The sequence below is a fragment of the Bifidobacterium sp. JNUCC 75 genome, assembly GCF_054819865.1.
Genome location: NZ_JBTHIF010000001.1, coordinates 1852776 through 1877919, shown reverse-complemented (window position 1 = coordinate 1877919; position 25144 = coordinate 1852776). Strand labels below are relative to the sequence as shown.

Here is a 25144-nt window from a genome sequence, read left to right as displayed (position 1 = left end):
GACCACCAGCATAGCCGTGCCGCTGGTCCGCATCCTCCTAGAACCGCTTGAGGACATGGACCAGCGTTTGGCGGAATCGCTCCATCTCCACGTCCGTGCCCATGCAGACCCTCAGGTAGCCCTGGGGACCTACGGCCCGGATCAACACGCCTTCATCCTTCATGGCCTCGAATACGGCATCCCGGTCGGGGAAAATGCCGAAGAGGATGAAGTTGGAGGCCGAGGGAACCACAGTCAAGGGCTGACCATGGAACTTCTGTCCGGCCAGCCACTCGGCTGTCTGCCGACGGGTCTGGCGAAGCTGATCCACCCGAGCCAGCTGGAGGTCCGTGTGCTCCAGGGCAGCCAGGGCCGCAGCTTGAGTCAGGGCGCTCATATGGTAGGGCATTCGGACGATGCGGACTGCGTCGACTATTCCTTGGGATGCAACCAGGTAACCCACCCTGGCGCCGGCGAAGGCGAAGGCCTTGGACATGGTCCGGCTGACTGCCAGATGGTCGTACTGACCAATCAGGCTGACCGCCGAGGGCGTGCCCGGGTCTCGAAATTCGATGTAGGCCTCATCCACGACGACAATGGGCCGGGCGGACGGGTCCGCGCCCGCCACGGGAATCTTAGAGCAGACCTCCAGGAGCCTGGTCAGCTGATCCATGGGCAGGGCCGTCCCCGTGGGATTGTTGGGGCTGGTTACCAGGACCATGGCTGGTCTCAAAGCCTTGATGCGCCCGATAGTCGTTTCAATATCCAGGCTGAAATCAGGCAGCCGGTGGGCCAACTCCCAGTCAGTGAAGGTGTCACGGGCGTACTCCGGATACATGGAGTAGGTCGGGTCGCAGCCCAAGGCGGTTCTACCCGGCCCGCCGAAGGCCTGGAAGAGCTGAAGCATGATCTCATTGGACCCGTTGGCCGCCCAGATCTGCTTGGGTTCAAGCGAGGCACCAGACTCCTTCTTCAGGTAGACGGCCAGGGCCCGCCGCAGGTCCTCATGCTCCCTGTCCGGATAGCGGTTGAGGCCGGGGGCCACCTGGCGCACACGCTGGCAAATGGCATCGACCACCTCCTGGTCCAGGGGATAGGGGTTCTCGTTGACGTTCAGACAGACCGGAACATCCAGCTGGGGGGCGCCGTAAGGCTCTTCCCCAATTAGGTCCATGCGGAGGGGAAGATCAGCTGGTATGGCACTCACAGCAGACCAGCCTTCTCTTCGTTGGCTTCCAGGTCGGCTTTGTTGTAGGGGTCGTCCAGGAACCGGCTCAGGATGCACTCGCCATGGGCGGGCAGGTCTTCGGATACGGCAAAATCATTGATCTTGGCCGCGATGGGCTTGAGCCCTTCCTCGTCATATTCGATGACTTCGACAGGCTTCATGAAGGTGTGGACGCCCAGGGCCACGTCGAACCGGGCTGTGCCGCCAGTGGGCAGAACGTGGTTGGACCCGGACATATAGTCGCCCAGAGGCACAGGGGAATAGGGGCCGCGGAAGATGGCGCCGGCATTCCGAATCCTGTCGATGACGGCATCAGGATCGGCCGTCTGAACCTCCAGATGCTCGGCAGCATAGGCATTGGCCACGTCGATGGACTGGTCGATCCCGTCGGTCAGGATGATTCCCGACTGGTTGCCGCCCAGGGAGGTGCGCACCCGGTCGGCATGCTCGGTCCGAGGCACCCTGCGCCCCAGAGCCTCCTGAACGCCCTGGGTCAGTTCCTGGCTGTCGGTGATCAGCACCGAACCGGCAAGCTCGTCATGTTCGGCCTGGCCGATCAGGTCTGCAGCAACCCAGTCGGGGTTGGCCTGCCCGTCGGCAAGAATGGCAATTTCCGTAGGTCCGGCCACGGCATCGATTCCCACCATACCGGAGACCATCTGCTTGGCCGTCGCCACGAAGATATTGCCCGGGCCGGTGATCTTATCGACCGGGTCGCAGAGAATCTCTCCGTCCTGCGGTTCCGACCCTCTGGCCCCATATGCGAACATGGCCACAGCCTGGGCGCCGCCCACGGCATAGACCTCGTCCACCCCCAGGATGGCGCAGGTGGCCAGGATGATGGCCGCTGGCAGACCGCGAGGATCGCCGGATTCGGGCGGAGTGGCCACGGCCAGGGAATCGACGCCGGCTACCTGGGCGGGCACCACGTTCATGATCACCGAAGAGGGATACAGGGCCTTGCCTCCCGGCACGTACAGACCGACCCGTTCAATCGGGATCCACCGCTCACTGACTCGGGCACCGGGCGCCAGGTCGGTGGCCATAGGCTTGGGCACCTGGGTAGTGCAGACCTTACGAATGCGGGTAACGGACTCCTCGATTGCCGATCTGACCTTCGGATCCAGCTGCCTCAGGGCCTCCTGCATGGCCGATGCCGGCACCCTCAGATCATGGGGACGCACATGGTCGAACTTCTCCTCCAGGTCGCGCAGGGCCGCAGCCCCATGCTCACGCACCTGGTCCAGTATGGGCTGCACCTGGGCGCTGGCCTCCCGTGTACCCATATCGGCTCGGGGCATGGCGGCGAGGAGTTGGGCGCGGGACATGGTTTTCCCGCGCAGATCCATGGTTCTCATGATGAGCTTTGACATACTTTGATGGTAGTGAACTTTTGTGTCGCCAAAGCCAGCGACTCACCACCGTCCCAAATGGTGAGACAGCTCCGGGTGCGTCCTAGGCCGATGGCAGACAGGAGGGTCCGAAGACGGACTTGATCTCGGCCATCATGGAGGTGTCGTGCCGGGTGCGGAATCCGTCTCCAAAGGTCAACAGACGGACGTTGCCCCGGTCGTCGGTGACGGCCAGACGGACCTGGCAGTAACCGGGGTGGGACTTGAGTATCCGAGCCAGCCGCTCCATGTGCCCCCGGTCCAGAGCCTGCTTGGGCAGGGTTATGGTCAGAGGCCGCTCATCCGCCGACTCCAGGACGGGCACCTCCATATCGTTGACGCGGATGTTGGTGGCCTCGTCACGAAGCTCGACCACTCCCCTCACCCTGATGACCGAGTCCAGGGCCAGGTCGTCGGAGTGGGCGTCGTAGACCTTGCCGAAGAACATGCATTGGATGGAGCTCTCCAAGTCCTCGATGGTGACGATGGCCCAGGGGTTGCCCTTCTTGGAGACCCGGCGGTCCACAGCAGTGACCAGCCCGGCCAGGGTCACCGCCTTGCCGTCCATGCTGTTAGACCGGTTGAGCAGCTGGGCGATGGACATGTCTCGCATACCAGCCAAAACCGAAGTCATGCCGCTCAGCGGGTGGTCAGACACATACAGGCCCAGCATCTGCCGCTCGAAGTTGAGCTTGGTGGACTTGTCCCACTCGTCGATGTCGGGCACGGTCACCTGGGCATCGCCCAAGGCATCCTGCTGGGGGGCGTCCTCATCGGCGTCGGCGAAGAGGTCGAACTGGCCCTCGGCCTGCTTGCGCTTGATGGGCATGACCTGGTCGACGGCTTCATCGTGAATCTGGAAAAGCGCCCTCCGGTTGGGGTCAATGCCGTCGAAGGCACCGCCCTTGATCAGGGATTCCACGGTTCGCTTGTTGAGCACCTCCATGGGCACCCGCTTGATGAAGTCCATGAAGTTGACATACTTGCCCCGGGGTCCCTGGCGCTCCTTGATGATGTCCGCCACCACCTTGTCGCCCACATTGCGGATGGCTCCCAAGCCGAAGCGGACCACGTCGCCGACAGCGGAATACTCGGACACGGACTCGTTGATGTCAGGCGCCAGGATGCGGATGCCCATCCTTCTGGCCTCGCCCAGGTAGAGTGCGGTCTTGTCCTTGTTGGTCCGCTCGTTCTGCAGCAGGGCGGCCATGAACTCCACCGGATAGTGGGTCTTCAGATAAGCGGTCCAGTATGCGATCAGGGCGTAAGCCGCGGAGTGCGCCTTGTTGAATGCGTATCCGGAGAAGGGCACCAGGACATCCCAGACCGCCTGGGCCGCCTCCTGGGAGTATCCGTGCTCCTTCATGCCCTCGAAGAAGGGAACTTGCTCCTTGGCCAGGACATCAGGCTTCTTCTTGCCCATGGCCCTCCGCAGCACATCGGCTCGGCCCAGGGAGTAGCCGGCCAGAATTCGGGCCGCTGACTGGACCTGCTCCTGATAGACGATCAGGCCATAGGTCTCGTCGAGCACGCCCGCCAGGGGCTTGGCCACCTCGGGATGGATGGGCTCGATCTTCTGCAGCCCGTTCTTTCGCTTGGCATAGTTGATGTGCGAGTTCATATCCATGGGCCCCGGCCGGTAGAGGGCGATCAGGGCGGATATGTCATTGAAATTGTCAGGCTTGAGCATGCGCAGCAGGGAGCGCATGCCGTCGCCATCGAGCTGGAAGACGCCAAGGGTGTCGCCCCGGGACAGCAACTGGTAGGTCTCCTTGTCGTCCAGGGGGACCTTCTCGATGCTGATGGGCTCCTTGCCGTTGCGCTTGATGTTGTTGACCGTGTCCCTGATGACCGTCAGGTTGGACAGCCCCAGGAAGTCCATCTTGACCAGCCCCAGGGTCTCGCAGGTGTGGTACTCGAAGGTGGTGGTCACCGTGCCGTCGGTGCGTTCCATCAGCGGCGAGGTATTGGTGATGGGATTGGAGGCCATGATGGTGGCGCAGGCATGCACGCCGGTCTGACGGATGATGCCCTCGATGCCCTTGGCTTCTTCAGTGATCCGCTTGACGTCCGGGTTGGACTCGTATAAGTCGCGGAACTCCTTGGCCTCCGGGTAGCGCTTGGACTGGGGATCGAAGATCTCCTTGAGGCTCATGTCCTTGCCATTGACCGTAGGCGGCAGGGCCTTGGTGACCTGGTCGCCCACGGAATATTCGTAGTCCATGATCCTGGCTGAGTCCTTCAGGGCCTGCTTGGTCTTGATGGTGCCGTAGGTCACGCACTGGGCCACCTTGTCGGAGCCGTACTTACGACCCACGTAGTCCAGGACCTTCATGCGCCCTTCGGGGTCGAAGTCCACGTCGATATCAGGCAGGGAGACGCGCTCAGGGTTGAGGAATCGCTCGAAAATCAGCCCATGCTTGAGCGGGTCCAGCTCGGTGATGCCCATGGCGTAGGCCACCATGGACCCTGCCGCCGATCCACGGCCCGGTCCCACCATGATTCCGTGGTTCTTGGCCCAGTTGATATAATCAGCCACCACCAGGAAGTATCCGGTGAACTGCATCTGGCAGATGACCCCGCACTCGTAGTCGGCCTGGTGGGATACCTCCTCGGGCACCCCGTCCGGGTAGCGGTTCTTCAACCCCTCGTCCACCTTCTTCAGGAAAAGGGAGGTCTCGTCCCAGCCTTCCGGGCAGTCGAAACGGGGCATGAAGGCCCCGTCCTCGTGGTCGTCGAACATGACGTTGCAGCGTTCTGCGATCTCCAAGGTGTTGTCGCAGGCTTCGGGGAACTCCTTGAAGATCTCACGCATCTCCTGGGCCGAGCGGATGTAGTAGCCGCTGCCGTCGAACTTGAAGCGGCCGGGGTCGGTCAGCCGGGATCCCGAGTTGATGCAGAGCAGGGCGTCCTGGGCCGAGGCATCCTCCTTGCGCACATAGTGCGAGTCGTTGGTGGCCACCAGGGGGGCATCCAGACGACGGGCGATCTCCAGCAGATCCTTGGTCACCCGATGCTCGATCTCCAGCCCATGGTCCATCAGCTCGACGTAGTAGTTCTCCTTGCCGAAGATGTCCTGGAACTCCCCGGCGGCCCGCAGAGCCTCGTCGAACTGGCCCAACCTCAGCCTGGTCTGGACGATGCCCGAGGGGCAGCCGGTGGTGGCTATGACCCCCTTGTGATAGGTGGACAGCAAATCCTTGTCCATACGGGGCCACTTGCCGACCAGACCCTCCAGGTTGGCCACCGATGAGGCCTTGATCAGGTTGACCAGGCCCGTGTCGTCACTGGCCCAGAGGGTCATGTGGGTGATGAAGCCACCGCCGGAGACATCGTCAGAACGCTGCTCGTCGGTTCCCCAGTGGACCCGGCTCTTGTCCTGGCGGGCAGTCTCAGGGGTCACGTAGGCCTCAATGCCGATGATGGGCTTGATGTCAGCATCTACAGCTGTGCGCCAAAGCTCATAAGCCCCGTGCATGTTGCCGTGATCGGTAATGGCTACAGCCGGTTGCCCCAGCCGTCCCACCTCGGCAACCAGGTCGGGTATTCTGCTGGCCCCGTCCAAGGTTGAATAGTGGGTATGGGTGTGAAGGTGAACGAAGTCTGACCGGGTTGAGGACATATCTCCAATTTACCCAGGCCTCTGGCCGAATCGCCGGAGTCCGCTAGCTGCGTATACCGGTGGCGCCCTGACGTTCGATCTGCAGGGAGCGGCGCAGATCAGCCGGGTAGGAGGAGACCACCTTGGTCCAGATTTTGGTGCGGGGATGGCGGAATTCCAGGCGCATGGCGTGTAGCCACTGCCGCTTCAGGCCCAGCCTGTCCGCCAGGTCGGGGTTGGCCCCATACATGTGATCACCTACCAGTGGATGGCCTATGGAGGAGAAGTGCACGCGTATCTGATGGGTGCGCCCAGTCTCCAGATTGACGCTGACCAGGGTGGCCGAGCCGAAACGTTCCAGCACATCCCAATGGGTGATGGCCTCCTTGCCTGCAGGGGTGACCGTAAAGCGAAAGTCCGAGACCCGGGCGCGTCCGATGGGAGCCTCGATGGTGGCCTTGTCCTCGGTCAGATTGCCCTGGACCAGGGCATGGTAGATCTTGATCACCTCATGCCGGGCGAATTGCCGACGCATCTCCTTGTAGGCCAGGTCGGACTTGCAGACCAGCATGAGGCCGCTGGTGCCCGCGTCCAGACGAGAGACGATACCCTGGCGGCCTTGGGCTCCCATGGAGGTGATGTGGGTACCCCGCTGCAGGAGGCTGCCCAGAACGGTTGGACCGGTCCAGCCTATGGAGGGATGTGCAGCCACCCCCACCGGCTTGTCGACGACGACCACGTCCTCATCCTCGTAGACCACGGGCATGTCCTCAGCCACCGGCTCCACCTGTTTGGTTGACTCGGGCTCGTCCAGCTCTATCAGATCACCGCTCATCAAGGTGGTGGCCTTGTTCACCCGGCGGCCCATGATCCGCGCATGACCCTGGGCCACCAGATCGCTGGCCTTGGCCCTGGACAGGCCCAGCATCTTGGACAGGGCCAGATCCAAGCGCCGACCTACCAAGGCATCCGGCGCAGGAAGAAGCCGTGTCACTTTGCCGCTCCCCCATGTTTTAGTGTCTTGGACCGGTCGCTGAACCGCACATTACAGATAATAAGCACCACTACGGCCACGCCTGCCAGAGTCAGATAGACGTCGGCAACGTTGCCCACCGACCAGCCGTAGTCCAGAAAGTCGACCACGGCACCGTCAAGAAAACCGGAGGCATAGGCAACCCTGTCGATCAGATTGCCTGCTGCCCCGGAGAAGGCCAGGGAGAGGACCAAGGTCCAGACCATGGAGGTGGTGCGCAGAGCCAGAACAATGATGAGCAGACAGGCCGCTAAGGCGATCAGGGATATGACCCAGGTACTCCCAGACCCCAATCCCAGGGATGCACCGGGGTTGCGTACCAGTCGCAGACCGCGTAGGGGACCCGGCAGAGCCACCCTGATGCCGTTGCCCAGCCGGGCCAGTGCTAGGGCCTTAGTCAGCTGATCCAGGGCTATGGCCACTGCCGCCAGAGCGACGAAGACGGCCACGCGTCCGCGCAGCCGTCTCATAGATGTGTTCTTCGTCATTACCGGATGGAATCAGTGAGCCTGTTCGGACTTCTTTTCCATGGACTGGTAATTGCTGGTGTCTGAAATCTGGTTGATCAGCTGGTTGAGGAACTCGGTCAACTTGCTGCGGTAGCCCGCCTCGAACTGCTTGAGCCCCTGGATGTTCTCCTCGAGAACCTTGGACTGATCCATGAGCTTGTTCTTGACATCGGCGGCATAACGATCCGCGCTGTCGCGGGTGTTCTTGTCGTACTCCTGCGCCCGAGTCTGCACCTGTGTCTCGTACTCGTCGGCCTGGGTGTGCTGGCGCTTGGAATAGGCGTCAGCATCGGAACGGGTCTTGACCGAGTACTCGTCGGCCTGGGAGCGTACGCGCTGTGAGTAGCCATCGGCCTCGGAGTGCACACGCTTGGAGTACTCGTCCACCTCGGCGCGGGTCCTCTTGGAGTAGTCCTCAGCCTTCTTGACAATGTCGTCGTGCTGGGCATGGCCCTCGGCCACCAGCTGGGAGGCGTTGGCCTTACCCTTGTCCACGTACTGATCGTGCAGTTGCATGGCCAGCGTGAGCATGGCGGTGGCCCTCTCGGGTTCGCTGTTGGCCTCAGCGCCAGCGCCCGCAATCCGCTGTAGACTGCCCGTTTCGGTGGATGGCTCGGCCTTGGAGACCTGCTCACGCAACTGCTCCTCGCGCTTGCGGGATTCCTCTAGCTGCTTGTTCAGCTGCTCAGTACGCTGCTGCTGCTCCTGAGAGGCCTTCTGAGCCTGTGCGATCTGCTGGCGGGCCGTGGCCATGCTCTGCTGGGAGGCATTGAGCTGGTTGGTCAGAGCCTGGACCTGCTGGCGGGCCTGGTCGCGTTCCTTTTGCATGGCCGTCAGCTGGTTGGTCAGAGCCTGGGTGTTGTTGCCCGCAGCGGCCTGAGCAGTCAGCTGGTCGATCTGGGAGTTGAGTTGCTCGACCTGACGCTTGAGCTGGTCATTCTGGGAGGACAGGGTTTTGACCTGACTCTGGGACTCGGCCAGTAACCGCTTGGTCTGCGCATCCACGGCGGGCTGCTGGGCTGCGGAGCCTTGGGCCTGTTTCAGATCCCCATTCTCCTTTTGCAGCGATTCCACCTGAGCCGTCAGATCGGAGATCTTGGAGTTCAACGAGGCCACATCGGTGCCCAGGGACTGGGTGGAAGCGGCACTTCCTTGCACGGCCTGCTTGCCCAACGCTTCAACCGTGTCTGTGACCTGATCCAGGAAGTCGTCGACCTCGTCGACGTCGTAGCCTTCCTTGAACCGCACTGTCTGGAAGGTATGCTCCCTTATATCATTAGGCGTCAATAGAGCCATATGTTTCTCCACCTCGCTTCAGGCCAACCAGCCCGATTGTGTTCTCTTACTGCATGCTAGCACGGAGTATGCCGTATCCGCGGTCTTGTCTCTAGCCTATAAGCACCTGGATGATGATCAGTCCGGCGTAGAGCACCATGAAGGAGACATCAAGCTGGATCCTGCCCATGGGCAGGGGCGGAATGTACCGGCGAAGCCAGCGAAGCGGCGGCTCAGTCAAGGCATAGATAACCCGGATGAGCGAGGCTACGAAGCCACGAGGGTACCAGCGAGGCGACAATACCAGAACCCAGTCCAGAATCATCCGCACGAAGAGAACCAGCAGGTAGGTCTCGATAAGGATGTCTACCAGATAACGAACAAAAGGTACAAGCATGCGTCTTCAGACTCCTGCGGACACGGTTGCCAGGGTGTCAGTCACTGGGCGAAAAGCCCCTTGGCCGAAGAGCCCGACTCAGGCTCCTCCACCTTGATGTTGACCTGTGCAGGACTGAGTAGAAAGACCCTTGGAGTGACCCGCTCAATGGACCCGCGTACCCCGAAGACCACGCCGGCGGAGAAATCGACAATCCTGTAGGCCACAGACTCGGACACCCCAGTCAGGTTGAGGACCACCGGCACCCCGTCCCTCAGGGCCCTACCGACCATCTGGGCATCCTCGTAGGACTTGGGATGAATGGTAGTGATGCGGTTGATCCGGCTCTGGAAAGGTGTGGGCTCGGCTTCCTGGCTGTTGGATGCAGATTGCTGAGCCATGGGGGTCACAGAGTGATCGGTGTCGAAACCGTCGCGAGCCTCGTCATCGTCGGCCAGATCGTCGTCATCGTCGTCCACGACATCCGACATGCCGAAAAAAGACATCGCGTTTTTCATCAATCCTGCCATATCTGCTCCTTCGCCTGATTACCGCAGAAAGTCAGGGATATCCAGATATCCCGGGTCGGAGGTGCCGTCATCGCCAGAGGCTGGGGGCACCACATCGTGTTCGGAGGTCTCATCGGACTCCGACTCCGCCTGGACGGACGGATCCGCCATAGGCTGCTGGGGCTCCTGGACCGGGGTGGCCGCTACCGGTGCAGTGGCCGAGTCTGCTACGGAGGCTTTGATCTCATCTTTCTTTGGGGTGGGATCGAATCCGGCGGCGATGACCGTGACCCGCACCTCGTCCCCATAGGCGTCGTCCAAGGCCAGACCCCAGATGATCTGCGCCTCAGGATGGATGGCATCCTGAACCAGCTGGGCGGCAGCAGATGCCTCCTGCATACTCAGGTCGCTGGGGCCGGCCACATTGATAAGAGCTCCATGGGCGCCCTCGATGCTCTCCTCCAAGAGCGGGGAGGAGATGGCGATCTCAGCAGCTTGCGTGGCTCTATCCTCACCCCTGGCTGCGCCGATGCCAAAGAGGGCAGTGCCGGCATCCTTCAAGATAGCGGTGACATCGGAGAAGTCCACGTGAATGTAGGAGTTCATGGTAATCAGGTCGGTAATGCCCTGAACGCCGGCCAGCAGGGCCGTGTCGGCGGTTTTGAAAGCATCCATGACCGAGACCGTGCGATCCGAGAGATCCAGAAGCCGGTCATTGGGGATAACGATAAGGGCATCGACCTCCTTGCGCAGGTTCTCGATGCCCGATTCGGCGGAAGCGGAGCGCCTGGGCCCTTCAAAAGTGAACGGCCGAGTGACCACGGCGATGGTGAGCGCGCCTTGCTGACGGGCTGCACGCGCAACCAAGGGGCTGGCGCCGGTGCCTGTGCCGCCGCCCTCCCCAGCAGTGACGAAGACCATGTCGGCACCCTTGAGGACCTCTTCAATGTCAGATTGATGGTCCTGGGCAGCCTTGGCGCCCTTCTCCGGATCAGCGCCGGCCCCCAGGCCACGGCTGTTGGCATCAGAAAGGGAGATCTTCACATCGGCATCTGAGCGCAGGAGATCCTTGGCATCGGTATTGATGGCCACAAACTCGACATTCTGCAGACCCTCGGCGATCATGCGATTGACAGCATTGCCACCGGCTCCACCAACACCAACGACCTTGATGTTGGTCTTGTCATTGAAATTGTCATTCTGGGCAATCTCGCTCACAGTATGCTCCCGTCACTCACGTTACGCTCAACTCTAGCGCAGGTCATATACGCCAACACGCATTTGCCCACAGGCGTTCCGACCCTCCCTGACGGCCGTGGGCCTAGGGTCCGGGAGGTCAGAGCCAACCGCCCTGGTCTTCCGAAAGAACCTCCACGCCGTTCTGTCCGTATTCTAAACCCTGATTCTAGACCCGGATGCACATGCTTGGCGAGAGGGATATTTCCGGCTTCAGTAGGAGGCGTCCATGGGATCATTGCCAAAGAGCGTTTCGCGCTCCTGATGGGTGGTAGTCCGCGAATCCAGCCAGCCATAGGGCAGGCGAACCTTCTTGGCATAGCGGACTCGGCCCCGGGGCTTGCCGGCCACGGCACGCGGATAGGGCATGTCCTGGTCCAGGTCGGCGATGCAGTGATCCAGATCCTCCAGGTTCTCGCATGCCATGAAGTCGCGGCGCACCTGCCCACCCACGGCGAAACCCTTGAGGTACCATGCCACGTGCTTGCGCATATCATGGACGGCCATGCGCTCGTCGCCGTCGTAGAACTCGACCAGGAGCCGGGCATGGCGGGCCATGATCGCCCCGACCTGACCCAAGGTGGGCTCCTGCCGTTCCGGCGAGCCGGCCAGGGCCGCAGCGATGTCGGCGAAGAGCCAGGGACGGCCCTGGCAGCCCCGACCGATGGCCACGCCTGCGCAGCCTGTCTGGGCGAACATGTCCAGGGCATCCTCGGCTGTCCAAATGTCGCCGTTGCCGAAGACGGGGATGTCTACGGACTGGACCAGCTGAGCGATCCGATCCCAGTCGGCATGGCCGCCATAGTATTCAGCCGTGGTTCTGGCATGCAAAGTCACGGCGGCGCAACCCTCTTCCTGGGCGATGTGAGCCGCTTCCAAGAAGGTCTCGTGCTGGTGGTCGATGCCCACCCGGATCTTTGCGGTGACGGGGATTCCGGCAGGCGAGCAGACAGCAACCACTCGATGAACCAGTTCGGTGAAGAGGTCGGTCTTCCAGGGAAGGGCGGATCCCCCACCATGTCTGGTGACCTTGGGGACTGGGCAGCCGAAGTTCATGTCGATATGATCGACCCAGCCCGCATCAACCACCATTCTGGTGGCCTGCTCCATGATTTGAGGATCCACCCCATACAATTGCAGTGAGCGCACCTTCTCTTGAGGAGCGAAGCGACACAGCCGGAAGGCCTTGGGGTTGCGCGCCACAAGGGCCCGAGCCGTAACCATTTCCCCCACATACAGTCCGTCCGGTCCATACTCCCTGCAGAGCAAACGGAAAGGCCAGTTGGTCACACCCGCCATGGGCGAAAGCATGACCGGAACAGGCACGGTTATAGGGCCCAGCTGCATCGGAGCGATCTTCTGGGTCGAGTGATCAGTCTCAGTACCGGCCACCGGCCTCGGCCACCTTGATGGGTTCGCTCTCGTCCGTGCCCGGCTCGCTGGCTAGGTCCGTGTAGCCGTCGGCGGCGCGCGCGCCGGTCAGGTCGGAGGGGCCCATGGGATAGCGCACCCGCTGTTCGCCGACGACCCGACGCACGTAGTTCTCCACCTGGTCCAAGGCCACTCGGTCCTGTTGCATGGAGTCACGGTTACGGATGGTAACCGCCTTGTCGTCCAGGGTGTCGAAGTCCACGGTGATGCACAGGGGCGTGCCAATCTCGTCCTGACGACGGTAGCGGCGGCCGATAGCGCCGGACTCGTCATAGTCCACCATCCACTCATTCTGGCGCAGGTCGGCGGCCAGGTCATGGGCGATCCGCTGCAGATCTGGCTTCTTGGACAGGGGCAGGACGGCGGCCTTGACCGGGGCTAGCCTCGGATCCAGACGCAGCACGGTGCGCCGGTCGACCCCGCCCTTGGTGTTGGGAGCCTCGTCCACGTCATAGGCATCCACCAGGAAGGCCATCAGCGAGCGCGTCAGTCCGGCCGCAGGCTCAATCACATAGGGGATGTAACGCTCCCCGCTGGCCTGGTCGAAGTAGCTCAGATCCTCGCCCGAGTGCTCGGCATGGGCCTTGAGGTCGTAGTCGGTGCGGTTGGCCACGCCCTCCAGCTCGCCCCACTCGGAACCCTGGAAGCCAAACCGGTACTCGATGTCCACGGTCCGCTTGGAATAGTGGGCCAGCTTCTCCTTGGGGTGCTCATAGTGCCGCAGGTTCTCCGGCTTGACACCCAGGTCCACGTACCAACGGGTCCTGGCATCGATCCAGTACTGATGCCATTCCTCGTCGGTGCCAGGGTGGACGAAGAACTCCATCTCCATTTGCTCGAACTCGCGGGTGCGGAAGATGAAGTTGCCGGGCGTTATCTCGTTGCGGAAGCTCTTGCCCATGTTGGCGATGCCGAAAGGAGGCTTGGATCGCGATGAGGCCATGACGGACTTGAAGTCCACGAAAATGCCTTGGGCGGTCTCGGGGCGCAGATAGTGCAGGCTCTTCTCGTCCTGGACAGGACCTAGGTGGGTCTGCAGCATCATGTTAAAGTCGCGAGGCTCGGTCCATTGGCCCTTGGTGCCGCAGTCCGGGCAAGGGATGTCCTTGAGGCCGTTTTCCGGATCATGGCCGTGCTTCTCGACGTAGGCCTCTTCCAGGGTGTCGGCTCGGTGCCGCTTGTGGCAGTTCAGGCACTCGATCAGGGGGTCGTTGAAAACGGAGACATGGCCCGAGGCCTCCCAGACCGCCGTGGGCAGGATGACCGAGGTGTCCACGCCAACCACGTCGTCGCGGGTGACCACCATGGTCCGCCACCACTCACGCTTGATGTTGTCCTTGAGGGCCACGCCCAAAGGGCCATAGTCCCAGGCCGAGCGCGTCCCGCCATAGATCTCCCCTGCGGGAAAGACGAACCCTCGGCGCTTGGCCAGGGAGATGACCTCATCCAGTTTCGATACTGCCACTGATTACACCTTCTGTTCGGGAGCCCCTCCTTGGGGCATACGACCTGATGACCGGCCTCCAGCATACCTTCGACGGGTGACCTGCTGTCAGCGTAGAGGCCTACCATCGAGGCATGTGCGGGAGGCCGCGCAGGTGACCGCTGGGGACACCGGGCATCCTGCCTACGAACACCAATCGATGTGGAAAGGTTTCCGATATGCCAGATACGAATGACCAATCTTATCTAAACACCGTAGCCGAGGTCACTATTGCTCCCTCTGGTCAGGGTGAGGAGCTGTCCACCTATGTGGCCCAGGTCATCAAGGTCATCAGGGATTCAGGTCTGCCCAATCAGACCAATGCCATGAGCACCGTCGTCGAAGGGGATCTGCATCGGGTCATGGAGGTCGTGGAAGAAGCTACACGGGTCCTGGCCGAACAGGGATATCGGACCGGCGTCAGCCTCAGGCTGGACATCCGTCCCGGGAAGCGGGACCAGATCCACGAAAAGGTGGAACGGATCGATCGGATCCTGGGCGGGGAAAACCGCTAAAACTCCCTGTCGCTGAAGATCAGTCGGGCTGAAATCGCCTGAACAAGTTAAGGTGTGCCCATGATCACGATGAAGCAGATCGCCGAACGCACAGGCGTATCCGTCTCCACAGTCTCTCTGGTGCTCAACGGCCGCGATAAGGGCAGAGTCAAGTCGGATACAGCACGAAAGGTGCGCAGCATAGCCAAAGCCTTGGGCTATCGGCCCAATCCCATGGCCAGGTCGCTACGTACCAGCAAGACCGGCATGCTGGGCTTCATCAGCGAAAAGGTAGCCACCACGCCCTACGCGGGCGCCATCATTCAGGGCGCACAGGATGCGGCCGCTGAGCGCGGCTATCTGCTTCTCACCGTCTCCACTGATGAGGGCGTTCGGGAAGCCGAACAGATCCAGGCATTAAAGCGCTATGGGGTGGACGGCTTCCTCTTCGCCAAAATGTACGACCAGAATATCGACCTGCCCCAGGCTCTGCGCTCCTGCCCTGCCGTGGTGGTCAACGCAGTGGAGCGCGCCGAACGCTGTCCCAGCATCGCACCTGACGAGTTTCTAATCGGCTACGATGCCACCCATCACCTGATTGAATCAGGCTGCCGCCGGGTGGCCTACCTAGGCACCACACAGAATCTGCCAGCGCAAGAAGACAGAATGCGCGGATATCAGACCGCCCTGAAGGAGGCCGGCCTACCTGCAAGTAAGGCCTTGATCCGACTGGTGGGATTCAACCAGGAAGCCATGGACCAAGTGGACGATTTGATGGAGAACCAGCACCCCGATGGTGTCTTCTGCTTCAATGATTCACGTTCTTTCTACCTATACCAGGCCGCCGCAGCCCGCCATCTGATAATCGGCAGAGATCTGAACCTGGTAGGCGTGGACAACCACCAGGTCATCGCAGAAACCACGGCACCCCCACTGACCACGGTCGAGCTTCCCCACTACGAGATGGGATTCTGGGCGGCGCGGCGACTGCTGGCACAAATCAACCCGCGTCGCGTTGCCCTACCGCTGCCCGATACCCGTGCCGTCCTGCCGCCGCTTGATCAAGCTGGCGGGGTGCGCATCCATTGCGCCCTGATCCGTAAGGGTTCCACCCGCCTAGATGCCACCTCGGACCCAGTCTCGGCCAACCACTAATGCCAGAATCACATCTCCCCTTTCCCGCCGCAAGATGGCGAACCAAGTTCAGATCCGGCTGGCTTGTCGCCAGTCACCAATCAGTCAGCATCCCCTGCTAGTTGCTCATCGTCTTCGATAGGGAGATGCAATAATCGTCAATCGTTTGACGTAAATCGATTGACGACCTACTATACCTACCAGGATTCGCTCTGCACACAGTAAGTGCATCGGACCGTGAGGCACTGCGGAGAAGCGGTGCACAACAAGGAGAGAGGGTTAGCATGGCCGCCAAATCATCAGCATGGAGGAACCCATCATATTTGGAATCCTCCACCGGAATATTCTTCTTCTTCTGCGCCTGGGGCATCTGGTGGTCCTTCTACTCGCCCTGGCTGATCAACGGCCTCGGTATGACCAACACCCAGGTTGGCAAAATCTACTCCATCAACTCCGTGGGCACACTCATAATAATGTTCGTTTACGGGGTAATCCAGGACGAGCTGGGAGTCAAGCGTAGGCTCGCCATATTCATCGCGGCCATTGCGGCGCTGGTTGGGCCTTTCGTGCAGTTCGTCTACGCCCCCCTCATGCATTCCAACTTGATCCTGGGAGCCTTACTCGGTTCGGTCGTTCTATCCGCAGGTTTCATGTCAGGTTGCTCTCTGATCGAAGCCCTCACCGAGCGGTACAGTCGTAAATTCGGATTCGAATACGGCCAGTCCCGCGCCTGGGGCTCCTTCGGCTACGCCATTGTGGCCCTGATTGCCGGGTTCGCTTTCAACGTCAACCCGATGATCAACTTCTGGCTGGGCTCAGCCTTCGGCGCGTGCATGCTCCTGGTCTATGCCTTCTGGATTCCTGATGAGCAGCGCGAAGAAATCAAGCGGGAATCCACCCCCGAGGGCGAAAAGTCCCAGCCCTCCCTGCGCGACATGATCCATGTCCTGGGCATGCCCGCCCTGTGGCTCCTGATTGTCTTCATGATTTTCACCAACACCTTCTACACGGTCTTCGACCAGCAGATGTTCCCCAACTACTATGCCAACCTCTTCCCCACCCCGGAACAGGGTCACGAGATCTATGGCATTCTCAACTCCTTCCAAGTATTCCTTGAATCGGCCATGATGGGCGTAGTTCCAGTCATTATGCGCAAGATCGGCGTCCGCAACTCCCTGCTGCTGGGCGCTACGGTCATGTTCGCCAGAATCGGACTGTGCGGTTTCTTCCACGACCCGGTCATGGTCTCCATCGTCAAGCTCTTCCACTCCATCGAGGTCCCGCTCTTCAGCCTGCCGGCCTTCCGCTACTTCACCCTGCACTTCAACCCCAAGCTGTCCGCCACCCTTTACATGGTGGGCTTCCAGATTGCCTCCCAGGTCGGTCAGGTGGCCCTGTCCACCCCGCTGGGCATGCTCCACGATCGGGCCGGCGACCGGGTCACTTTCTACACCATCTCATTGGTGGTGCTGGTCGCCCTGATTTACGGAATCTTCGTACTCAAGCGCGACGATCAGCAGGTGGAGGGCGATCCCTTCATCAGGGACTCACAGAAGTCCGCCATAACGCAGGGCTGATTCGCAGATCGACCATCATCAGCACCCCGCCCAACCCCGAAAGGATTCAAGGATGAACCAAGCAGCAACCAAAGAAAACACCGATATGAGCGATCAGCTGGATAAGGCCCAGAAAAGCATCGATCGGCTCTTCACCACCCGCAATGATCGTTGGTATCCCCAGTGCCACATTGCATCCAAGGCCGGATGGATCAACGACCCCAACGGTCTGATCTATTACCAGGGCCGCTATCATGCCTATTTCCAGCTCAACCCCTACGGGAGCGAATGGGGAAACATGCACTGGGGGCATGTGTCCAGCGCCGACCTGGTCACCTGGCGGCGCGAGCCTCTGGCCATGGCACCCACCCTGGAGGTCGAGAAGGACGGGGTTTTCTCCGGATCGGCCGTGGTGGGCGACGACGGCCGTCTGACCATCTACTACACCGGTCACCGCTGGCGCAACGGGGTAAACGATGACGACGGCAACCTCCAGGAGCAGTGCATGGCGGTCTCCTCAGACGGCATCCACTTCGAAAAGAAGGGTGTTGTAGTCCCCTGCCCCGACGAGAAGATCCTGCACTTCCGCGATCCCAAGGTGTGGAAGATGGGCGGGCTCTGGTACATGGTCTTCGGAGTCAGCACTCCCGCCCATCGGGGCGAAATCTGGATGTATACCTCCAACGACATGGAGCACTGGACCTTCGATCGTGTGATCTACCGGCATCCTGACCCTCAGGTCTTCATGCTGGAATGCCCCGATATGTTCCCCCTGGAGGACAAGTGGGTGGTCTGCTACTCGGCCATGGGCCTGAAGCCCCACGGATTCGAAGCCCGCAACCACAACAACGCCGGCTATGTGATCGGCAGCTGGCAGCCCGGCGGCGATTTTCATCAGGAGACTGAGTTCCACCTCTGGGATGACGGTCACAACTTCTATGCACCGCAGACCTTCCAAGCCCCTGACGGCCGTCGGCTGGTCTTCGGCTGGATGAGCCCCTTCACCGAACCCATCCCCATGCAGGAGGATAGCTGGTGCGGCCAGTTCACCGTGCCCCGCGAGGTCACCCTGGCCGGTGATCATCTGCGCTGCCTGCCCGTACGCGAGTTCTCCAACCTGGACCAAGACCAGCAGAACTTCGGTCCCATCGAGCTGGAGGTCAACGGCAGCCGGAATCTGGTGGACGACGCGCAGACCGCCGACATCAATATGGAGATCGATCTGAACAAGTCCCAGGCCGAGCGCATCGGCCTGGAGATTCATCGGACACAATCAGGCGACCATACGCTGGTCTGCTATGACGACCAGCTGGGCCGCGTTGTGCTCGACCGCCACTGCAACACTTACGGGGACCGGGGTTACCGCACCGCTCCCGTCGACAAGTCCTCGGGCAAACTCAAGCTACGCGTCATAGTGGACAGGGGCTCGATCGAGGTCGTCGTCAACGACGGGCTGGAGATCATGTCCTCCTACTCCTTCCCAGCCCAAGGACCACGCGGCATTCGACTGATCGCCGAGTCCGGCGAGGGCAAGGCGCTGATCGACTCCCTCTCCATCGCCAAATTGGACACCATCTGGGAGCAGCCGGATCGCTGACCCAACTCCTCTGGTCGACAGAGAAATGCCCGTTCCTGAAATTACTCAGGGACGGGCATTTCTCTGGCAAACATCCACCTACAAGCACCTGTGGTCAGAACCAAAGCATCGAAACTCCCAAAAGGAGCACTGGCCCTTTGACAATAACTCCACAGATGTTTGATCTTCGAGATCAGAAGCCGTTGATGCGGTCGATCCGGCTTCGGCTTTATTTGCCGACCTTAACCAGCAGAGCCATCAGCCCCGAAACGATGGCTGCTGCACCCATGAAGAGGAAGGCTCCAACGAAGGAGCCGCCGGCTGCCTTGACCAGGTAGCCGATGATCATGGGAGCCAGGAATCCGCCCAAGGTGCCACCGGTGTTGATGATGCCTATGGCGGAACCGATGATGTGCGGGTCCATGATCTTGTGCGGCCAGGTGAAGATGCCGGTGAAGGCCACCACAGAGACGCAGGAGACCAGGATCAGCAGCAGGAGGGAGAGCCAGATGTTGCGCGAGAAGACAAAACAGACAACCAGGACGGCACTGATTACCCCGGCGCCCAGGATGGCCACCTTCTCCCTGCCCAGGAAGAGCTTCGAGAGCAACTGGCCGGCATAGATGGTGGCGACGGTCGTGAATACCGAATTGACCGCCAGCAGGATGCCGGCCTGACCAATCGAGAGCCCGAAGGTATTTTTGATGAAGGTGGGCATCCAAGAAATATTGCCGTACAAGAGGATATTGAGCAGGAGCATGGCCACGAAGAGGACCAGCACGTTCCGATTCTTCAAGACCTCAAGGAACCCTGCCCCCTTGGCTCCCGGCTTCAGGTCGACTTCGGGCTGGCGAGGCTGGGAGGGCACAAAAATCAGGATGCAGACAAAAGCCAGCAGATAGAGGGTGCCCAGCACACCGTAGGCCAGGTGCCAGTTGATGGCGACCAGGTTGGCGCCCAGAACGAAGGCCAGGATGCCGCCGATGCCCGAGGTCGACAGAATCAGGGACTGAACGAATGTACGCCGTTCCTGCGGGAAGTTCTCCGCAATCGACTTGGAGCAGGAGGGCGGGTAGCCGCCGTGGCCCATGCCAGCGAAGAACCGGACGATGATGAAGAAGACCAGACCATTAGCCAGGCCGAACAGGTAGCTGAACAGGCCGATGATGATCATCGAAGCCATCAGCACACGCTTGGCCCCAAGCCGATCGGCCAACCAGCCGCTGGGTATCTGCATGAGCGAGTAGCCCAGGAAGAAGGCCGACATGATGATGCCTGTCTGCCCCGAGTCAAGGTGGAACTGCTCGGAGATGGGGATGATGGCGGTCGAGATCATGTTCTTGTCCATGTACACGATCGAGTAACCGGCCATCAGGGAGAAGATCAGCGTTCCGCTCGCCGTTTTTGAGGATTGCTTGATTGCCATTGGTCCGTCATCCTTCAGTCGAAGCCAACCACCGCCGGGCGGAGTGATCCGCAGGGATCACAGGGCACGGCGACAGCCGAATAGTAGGTCAGTGGGGCATCACATCGTCTGGGATGACGACCTTGTACTCCTGGCCGGCGAATGTCTTGTTGAAGTCCTCCTTGGCAGCCTTGACCAGATCCGGGTTGGTAAATGCATCATAAGCAGTCAGAGCCAGGGTCTTACCTGCCGCAAGCAGACCCTTGTGGGCCACCGAGGACTTGCCGTTGGCCGCCCACTGCCAGGAATGAGCTGAGGTACCCTGAGGCTCGAAGCCGCCGCTGAACTGGGCGGTGGGTGTCTGCCAGCTGACATCGCCGACGTCTGTGGACCCCGATGCCGTATCGGTGAAGGCCAGTGGATACTTCTTCAGGGCCATGGTGGACTCGGCCATCTTCCTGACTTCCTCATCCGGAAGATCAGGGAAGGTAGCCTTGGTGCGGCTGAGCACCCGCTGTTTGCCGGCCTCAGGGACCGTGTCGGTGTAGCGGCGCTCATAGTCCAGCTCCTGCTGGTCCAGAGGCAGGGGGCCAACGATGTCCAGGTTCCTGTCTATGGCCTCGGTCAGCGGATGGTTGGGGATGAAGTTGTAGCAGGCCGCGTCGAACTCTTCCTTGACCTGGGTCTCGGTCATCAGAGCTGCACCCTGGGCGATCTTCTCCACACGCTTGAACAGATCCTGAGCCTGATCCATCCTGGGAGCGCGCACGAAATAGTAGAGCCGCGCATGGGACTGCACCACATTTGCCGACTCGCCGCCTGCGTCGATAAAGGCGTAGTGCACGCGGGCCTCATCGATCATGTGCTCACGCAGGAACTGCACTCCCACGTTCATCAGCTCCGCGGCATCCAAGGCGCTCCGGCCCAGCTCAGGGGCCGCAGCCGCGTGCGCCGGCACACCGGTGAAGTCGAAGTAGGCCTGCAGGACCGCCAGGCTGGAGGAGCCCCAGGCCTGGGTCACATCCGAGGGGTGCCAGGACAGGGCCAGATCCAGCCCGTCGAAGACCCCGTCCCTGGCCATGAAGGCCTTGCCGTAGCCCGACTCCTCAGCTGGGCAGCCAAAGACCTTGATGGTCCCCTTGAGTCCCTTCTCCTCCATGAAGGTCTTGATCCCCACTCCGGCCGCGACAGCTGCCATACCCAGAATATTGTGACCGCAACCTTGCCCGTTGCCGCCTTCAACCAAGGGCTTGTGCTCGCCCAAATCAGCCACCTGGCTGAGGCCTCCCAGGGCGTCGTATTCGCCGGTGATGCCGATTACCGGACGACCCGAGCCCCAGGTCGCCACGTAGGCATAGTCCATATGGCCCACGCCCTTTTCGATGTCGAAGCCCTCCTGCTCCAGCACCTTGTAATGCTGCTGGACCGACTCCCTCACGGCAAATCTGGTCTCGGGGGTACCCCAAATATGGTCGGCGGCATCGATGAACTCCTGTGACTTGTCCTCGATGATCTGCATGATGCGTTGCTTGTCGTCCACGCCTGTCACTCCTTCGCTTCGTTTGCTGCCCTAATCGCCACAGCGGATAAGGCTTGCTCCGCTGCGATATGACACAGACTACCTTTCAAGGGCATTACGAGAGTGTTCAGACATGTAAATTTGGACGACTATGGCTAACTTCACAAATTGAGATGCCTTGTTTTCTCAGGCATTCTCCACGCCTCCGAAGCGCCTGTCCCTATGGATGTAATCGTCGATGGCCCGCCAAAGCACCTCGCGCCCGCAGTCGGGGAAGAGCTCGGGCACGAAATCCAGCTCCGCATAGGCCGCCTGCCAGGGCAGGAAGTTGGAGGTGCGCTGCTCCCCCGAGGTGCGCAGGACCAGGTCGCAGTCCGGTATGTCGGGGTTGTAGAGATGCTGGGCGATCATCTTTTCCGTCACCTTGGAGCCCTTGATCCGCCCAGCCGCCACCTCCCGGGCGATGTCGGTGGCTGCGTCGGCCAGCTCAGCCCGGCCCCCGTAATTGATGCAGAAGATCACATCGATCCTGGTGTTGTGGCGGGTACGCTCCATGGCCGCCTCCAGCTCGTCGATGACTGACTTCCAAAGCCGAGGGCGACGGCCCGCCCAGCGCACGCGCACTCCCCAGTCGTCCATCTGGGCCACACGCCGATGGATGATGTCCCGGGAGAAACCCATCAGGAAATGCACCTCGGCCGGCGAGCGCTTCCAATTCTCCGTGGAGAAGGTATACAGACTCAGATATCGGACCCCGGCCTCGATGGCCCCGGCTATGGTGTCGAAGACCACAGGCTCGGCAGCCCGATGACCCTGGGTACGCTCCATACCCCTCTGCTTGGCCCAGCGGCCATTGCCGTCCATGATCACACCCAGGTGCCGCGGGACTGAGCCCTCGGGGAATTGCGGAATACGCGCTGGGTCGGAGAATGGGGCTGCAGGCACATCCAGGGAGGTGTAGTCGACGGGGTCAAAGCTCATGCTTCAAGAATCTAATAGCCTAAGGGACCTGATGGGCCGCTCCAGGTAATATTCGCCCCATTTCTCAACAAGACCGTCGCACAGGGGGGTGGAGCCTTTGCCGTCCAGATTGGACCAGTCCCCACTGCTCAGCGCCCGGAAGCGGGCCAGTGTGGCGGGATCCACCGCCACAGCATCGGTAGGCCTGTCCCGACTGCAGACCACCCCGCCGCCGGGCACAGAAAAGTGGGTCAGCTGGTCGGTACGGCCGCAGACGATGCAGGAATCCAGCCGGGGCCGCCAGCCCGCCAGCGCCAGGGAGCGCAGCAGGTAGGAGGAGCCGATGTCACGGGGGTCATGTCGATGACCTGCCAGGCTGGCCAGGGCGGAGACCAGCAGACGGTATTGCTCCGGGGCCGGCTCGTGCTCACCCACCACGAGCTTGTCGGCGGTCTCAAGCATGACGCCCCCGTTGGCGTAGAGGTCGTAGTCGGCACATATGGCATCCGCATAGGGGGCTATGCAGACCGCCTGTGAGACGATGTCCAGGTTGCGGCCTCGGGAGATGAGCAGATCGTCACGCATGAAGGGCTCCAGCCGCGCACCGAAGCGGGACTTGGTCCGTCGCACCCCCTTGGCAACGGCCCTGACCTTGCCGTGCCCCCTGGTAAGAATGGTGACGATGCGGTCGGCCTCGCCCAATTTGACCGTTCTGAGGACCAGCCCCTCGTCACGATAGATGGCCACGACGGCCCCGTCCTTTCATTGGTAGATGAACAGGCCCCAGAAAGCAAAGATCAGCAGGACTCCGAACATGGCCAGAGTGGTGACGACGAAGAGGGCAACGCCGAAGCGGGTGGAAGCCAAAACAGGCCTGGGATCCAGGTTGCGCATCTGCTGGCGCAAAGTGGGGCCGCCAGCCTTGCTTGTGCGGACCTGGTCGGGCAGCCGGTTCAGTCCCCTCAGGGAGGCTACTTCAACCATACGGGCGAAGGTGCGCGACCAGGCCCAGATGACCAGTGCGCAGACCACCTGGATGACCGGCCAGCTCCAGTAGCTGACCCCCGCCTGGTCGGGCACGCCACCCCAGCCCAGGCGTACCACGGCCATGATGACCTGACCCAGACCAGCTCCGAAAAGGACCAGGGTAGCTAGGGTGGTACCAGTGATGGTGACCAAGGTGCCGCCGAAACCATGGCTGAAACCCAGAACCGGGTCCTTGCGTCGGCGCAGACGGAACAATTTCATCAGACCTGCCACCGCTGCCATGACCAGGGCCGCCAGCAAAAGAACCAGGGTCAGCATATGCAGGACCAGCATATAGATGGTCAGCGAACGCCGCCCCCGCAGGTCAGTAGGCACGGCAATGGACTGGTGGATGGTGGCCCCACCCACACTGGGACTGGTCTGATGCAGGCCATGGACCTGACCCACCGCCCAGTCAATCATGTCCTGCTGGTAGTGGTCGGCTAGGGGCGTGCCGGTCTGGGCCTCATCCCCCAGCCGCAGCACATGGTTGGAGACGGGGTAGGACCGCACAGTTACGTTCTCATTGCCAGAGGCGTGGGCCTGGGAAAGCACGCGTTGCACCCCTTCAACCTGGGCAGTCATGACATCCTTGGCCCCGTAGGCCAGCAGGGTGGGAATGGCATAGGTGTAGCGGTCGGTAGGGTCTATGTCCAGATTGTTCAGGCCCAAGAGGGTGGCATCAGTGCTGAAGAGCCGACGGACCACCGACTGATAGCCCTGGTTGGCCCCGGCAATTGCAAAGTCCTGGGCCACGAAGAAGCCCATAGCATGCCGTGGTGAATAGACCATGGGACTCAGCAGGATCTGGAAGGCGATCCTGTGATCCATGGTCAGCAACATGGCGGCGATCCAAGTGCTCTCGCTGGTGGCATATATGCCTACCTTGGATGCATCCACATCATCCCGGTCGCGCAGCAGATTGGCAACCCGCTCGTAGGCCCTGGCTGAGGCTGGATAATCCCGATCAGCATCCGTCGTAGACCAGACCGGCTTGTCCAGCACGGCGGTGACGAAGCCAGCAGAGGCCAGGGTCCGGGCTACGTCTCCGAAGGAGTTATCGCAGGTGCCGTAACCGGCGCCATGCATGAAAACTACAGCCGGCCTATGGCCTGAAGCCCCCTGAGGAGTGCGAATCAATATTCGGATGCGTTGGTGCTCACCTGTGGCAGGCCTCTCCACGCTCATTTCCTGGTGGCGGGATTCGACCTGATACTGCCCCACGGTATCCCTGGCAACCCCGGCAGGCCAGTCGAAGGTGACCGCGGTGTCCGGCGTCAGCGTGGGAAAATTCTGATCCACTGGTTCGTATTTCCAGGGGACGGCGGTCAGGTGGGAGACAGAGGCCAGCAGACCCATGAGGATGACGAAGACAGGCAGACTGGTCATCAGCCGCCTGACCCTGCTCCACCGGATCGCGGGG

General features: G+C 61.1%; 20 protein-coding genes. 4 read left to right on the top strand and 16 right to left on the bottom strand.

Annotated features, from left to right (window positions below; genetic code table 11):
* Window positions 1-37: 37 nt before the first annotated feature.
* The 11 genes from ACVWNW_RS07440 to ACVWNW_RS07390 all read right to left on the bottom strand — a co-directional run bounded on the left by ACVWNW_RS07440 (window position 38) and on the right by ACVWNW_RS07390 (window position 14033).
* Window positions 38-1186, bottom strand: a complete 1149-nt coding sequence (locus tag ACVWNW_RS07440) for a histidinol-phosphate transaminase (protein ID WP_198207204.1) — start codon at window positions 1184-1186, stop codon at window positions 38-40.
* On the bottom strand, window positions 1183-2580 hold the full coding sequence (gene hisD, locus ACVWNW_RS07435; protein ID WP_198207206.1) for a histidinol dehydrogenase: 1398 nt from the start codon (window positions 2578-2580) through the stop codon (window positions 1183-1185). The genes ACVWNW_RS07440 and hisD overlap by 4 nt, the downstream gene beginning before the upstream one ends.
* An 82-nt stretch (window positions 2581-2662) precedes the next feature.
* Window positions 2663-6220 (bottom strand): DNA polymerase III subunit alpha, encoded by a 3558-nt coding sequence (gene dnaE / locus ACVWNW_RS07430; protein WP_198207208.1) that lies wholly within the window; start codon window positions 6218-6220, stop codon window positions 2663-2665.
* Between the two features lie 43 nt (window positions 6221-6263).
* On the bottom strand, window positions 6264-7193 hold the full coding sequence (locus ACVWNW_RS07425) for an RluA family pseudouridine synthase (protein WP_198190595.1): 930 nt from the start codon (window positions 7191-7193) through the stop codon (window positions 6264-6266).
* Window positions 7190-7702: a signal peptidase II gene (locus ACVWNW_RS07420; protein ID WP_198190594.1), complete on the bottom strand. Its 513-nt coding sequence runs from the start codon at window positions 7700-7702 to the stop codon at window positions 7190-7192. The genes ACVWNW_RS07425 and ACVWNW_RS07420 overlap by 4 nt, the downstream gene beginning before the upstream one ends.
* Window positions 7703-7732: 30 nt before the next feature.
* Window positions 7733-9037: a DivIVA domain-containing protein gene (locus ACVWNW_RS07415; RefSeq protein WP_198190593.1), complete on the bottom strand. Its 1305-nt coding sequence runs from the start codon at window positions 9035-9037 to the stop codon at window positions 7733-7735.
* Window positions 9038-9128: 91 nt separating this feature from the next.
* A complete protein-coding gene (locus ACVWNW_RS07410) occupies window positions 9129-9413 on the bottom strand; it encodes a YggT family protein (protein WP_198190592.1) in 285 nt (94 codons plus the stop codon).
* A gap of 41 nt (window positions 9414-9454) precedes the next feature.
* Window positions 9455-9922 (bottom strand): cell division protein SepF, encoded by a 468-nt coding sequence (locus tag ACVWNW_RS07405; RefSeq protein WP_121913743.1) that lies wholly within the window; start codon window positions 9920-9922, stop codon window positions 9455-9457.
* An 18-nt stretch (window positions 9923-9940) separates the two neighbouring features.
* Window positions 9941-11119 (bottom strand): cell division protein FtsZ, encoded by a 1179-nt coding sequence (gene ftsZ, locus ACVWNW_RS07400; RefSeq protein ID WP_198190591.1) that lies wholly within the window; start codon window positions 11117-11119, stop codon window positions 9941-9943.
* Window positions 11120-11350: 231 nt separating this feature from the next.
* Window positions 11351-12484: a tRNA dihydrouridine synthase DusB gene (gene dusB / locus ACVWNW_RS07395; protein WP_232339376.1), complete on the bottom strand. Its 1134-nt coding sequence runs from the start codon at window positions 12482-12484 to the stop codon at window positions 11351-11353.
* 31 nt (window positions 12485-12515) lie between these two features.
* A complete protein-coding gene (locus ACVWNW_RS07390) occupies window positions 12516-14033 on the bottom strand; it encodes a glycine--tRNA ligase (protein ID WP_046322650.1) in 1518 nt (505 codons plus the stop codon).
* A gap of 197 nt (window positions 14034-14230) precedes the next feature.
* Here ACVWNW_RS07390 and ACVWNW_RS07385 point away from each other — a divergent pair, with 197 nt between their 5' ends.
* The 4 genes from ACVWNW_RS07385 (at window position 14231) to ACVWNW_RS07370 (ending at window position 18832) form a co-directional block, all read left to right on the top strand.
* Entirely contained in the window at window positions 14231-14566 is a 336-nt protein-coding gene (locus tag ACVWNW_RS07385; protein ID WP_046322648.1) for an MTH1187 family thiamine-binding protein, read from the top strand.
* A gap of 60 nt (window positions 14567-14626) precedes the next feature.
* Window positions 14627-15700: a LacI family DNA-binding transcriptional regulator gene (locus tag ACVWNW_RS07380; protein WP_198190589.1), complete on the top strand. Its 1074-nt coding sequence runs from the start codon at window positions 14627-14629 to the stop codon at window positions 15698-15700.
* Window positions 15701-15963: 263 nt separating this feature from the next.
* Window positions 15964-17256: an MFS transporter gene (locus tag ACVWNW_RS07375; RefSeq protein WP_198190588.1), complete on the top strand. Its 1293-nt coding sequence runs from the start codon at window positions 15964-15966 to the stop codon at window positions 17254-17256.
* 52 nt (window positions 17257-17308) lie between these two features.
* Window positions 17309-18832: a glycoside hydrolase family 32 protein gene (locus ACVWNW_RS07370; protein WP_198190587.1), complete on the top strand. Its 1524-nt coding sequence runs from the start codon at window positions 17309-17311 to the stop codon at window positions 18830-18832.
* A gap of 208 nt (window positions 18833-19040) precedes the next feature.
* Here ACVWNW_RS07370 and ACVWNW_RS07365 read toward each other — a convergent pair whose 3' ends face one another.
* The 5 genes from ACVWNW_RS07365 to ACVWNW_RS07345 form a co-directional block, all read right to left on the bottom strand.
* Entirely contained in the window at window positions 19041-20237 is a 1197-nt protein-coding gene (locus tag ACVWNW_RS07365; protein ID WP_198190586.1) for an MFS transporter, read from the bottom strand.
* Window positions 20238-20325: 88 nt separating this feature from the next.
* A complete protein-coding gene (locus ACVWNW_RS07360; protein ID WP_198190585.1) occupies window positions 20326-21756 on the bottom strand; it encodes an amidohydrolase in 1431 nt (476 codons plus the stop codon).
* Between the two features lie 165 nt (window positions 21757-21921).
* Complete coding sequence (locus tag ACVWNW_RS07355) at window positions 21922-22716, bottom strand: isoprenyl transferase (protein ID WP_046322639.1); 795 nt, start codon at window positions 22714-22716, stop codon at window positions 21922-21924.
* Between the two features lie 3 nt (window positions 22717-22719).
* Window positions 22720-23442 carry a DNA repair protein RecO gene (recO, locus tag ACVWNW_RS07350; protein ID WP_198207233.1) on the bottom strand — a complete coding sequence of 241 codons (723 nt, stop codon included), beginning with the start codon at window positions 23440-23442 and terminating at the stop codon, window positions 22720-22722.
* A 15-nt stretch (window positions 23443-23457) separates the two neighbouring features.
* The gene (locus tag ACVWNW_RS07345; protein WP_313840265.1) at window positions 23458-25110 is read right to left on the bottom strand and encodes an alpha/beta hydrolase family protein; all 1653 of its coding nucleotides are present in this window, start codon (window positions 25108-25110) and stop codon (window positions 23458-23460) included.
* Window positions 25111-25144 lie beyond the last annotated feature (34 nt).

What these genes read in the sequence shown, in the direction of transcription:
- ACVWNW_RS07380 (WP_198190589.1), top strand. Translation starts at nt 14,627, where the DNA reads ATGATCACGATGAAGCAGATCGCCGAACGCACAGGCGTATCCGTCTCC.
- dusB (WP_232339376.1), bottom strand. Translation starts at nt 12,484, where the DNA reads ATGCAGCTGGGCCCTATAACCGTGCCTGTTCCGGTCATGCTTTCGCCC.
- hisD (WP_198207206.1), bottom strand. Translation starts at nt 2,580, where the DNA reads ATGTCAAAGCTCATCATGAGAACCATGGATCTGCGCGGGAAAACCATG.
- ACVWNW_RS07385 (WP_046322648.1), top strand. Translation starts at nt 14,231, where the DNA reads ATGCCAGATACGAATGACCAATCTTATCTAAACACCGTAGCCGAGGTC.
- ACVWNW_RS07410 (WP_198190592.1), bottom strand. Translation starts at nt 9,413, where the DNA reads ATGCTTGTACCTTTTGTTCGTTATCTGGTAGACATCCTTATCGAGACC.
- ACVWNW_RS07375 (WP_198190588.1), top strand. Translation starts at nt 15,964, where the DNA reads ATGGCCGCCAAATCATCAGCATGGAGGAACCCATCATATTTGGAATCC.
- ACVWNW_RS07420 (WP_198190594.1), bottom strand. Translation starts at nt 7,702, where the DNA reads ATGAGACGGCTGCGCGGACGCGTGGCCGTCTTCGTCGCTCTGGCGGCA.
- dnaE (WP_198207208.1), bottom strand. Translation starts at nt 6,220, where the DNA reads ATGTCCTCAACCCGGTCAGACTTCGTTCACCTTCACACCCATACCCAC.
- ACVWNW_RS07415 (WP_198190593.1), bottom strand. Translation starts at nt 9,037, where the DNA reads ATGGCTCTATTGACGCCTAATGATATAAGGGAGCATACCTTCCAGACA.
- ACVWNW_RS07365 (WP_198190586.1), bottom strand. Translation starts at nt 20,237, where the DNA reads ATGGCAATCAAGCAATCCTCAAAAACGGCGAGCGGAACGCTGATCTTC.
- ACVWNW_RS07345 (WP_313840265.1), bottom strand. Translation starts at nt 25,110, where the DNA reads ATGACCAGTCTGCCTGTCTTCGTCATCCTCATGGGTCTGCTGGCCTCT.
- ACVWNW_RS07355 (WP_046322639.1), bottom strand. Translation starts at nt 22,716, where the DNA reads ATGAGCTTTGACCCCGTCGACTACACCTCCCTGGATGTGCCTGCAGCC.
- ACVWNW_RS07370 (WP_198190587.1), top strand. Translation starts at nt 17,309, where the DNA reads ATGAACCAAGCAGCAACCAAAGAAAACACCGATATGAGCGATCAGCTG.
- ACVWNW_RS07405 (WP_121913743.1), bottom strand. Translation starts at nt 9,922, where the DNA reads ATGGCAGGATTGATGAAAAACGCGATGTCTTTTTTCGGCATGTCGGAT.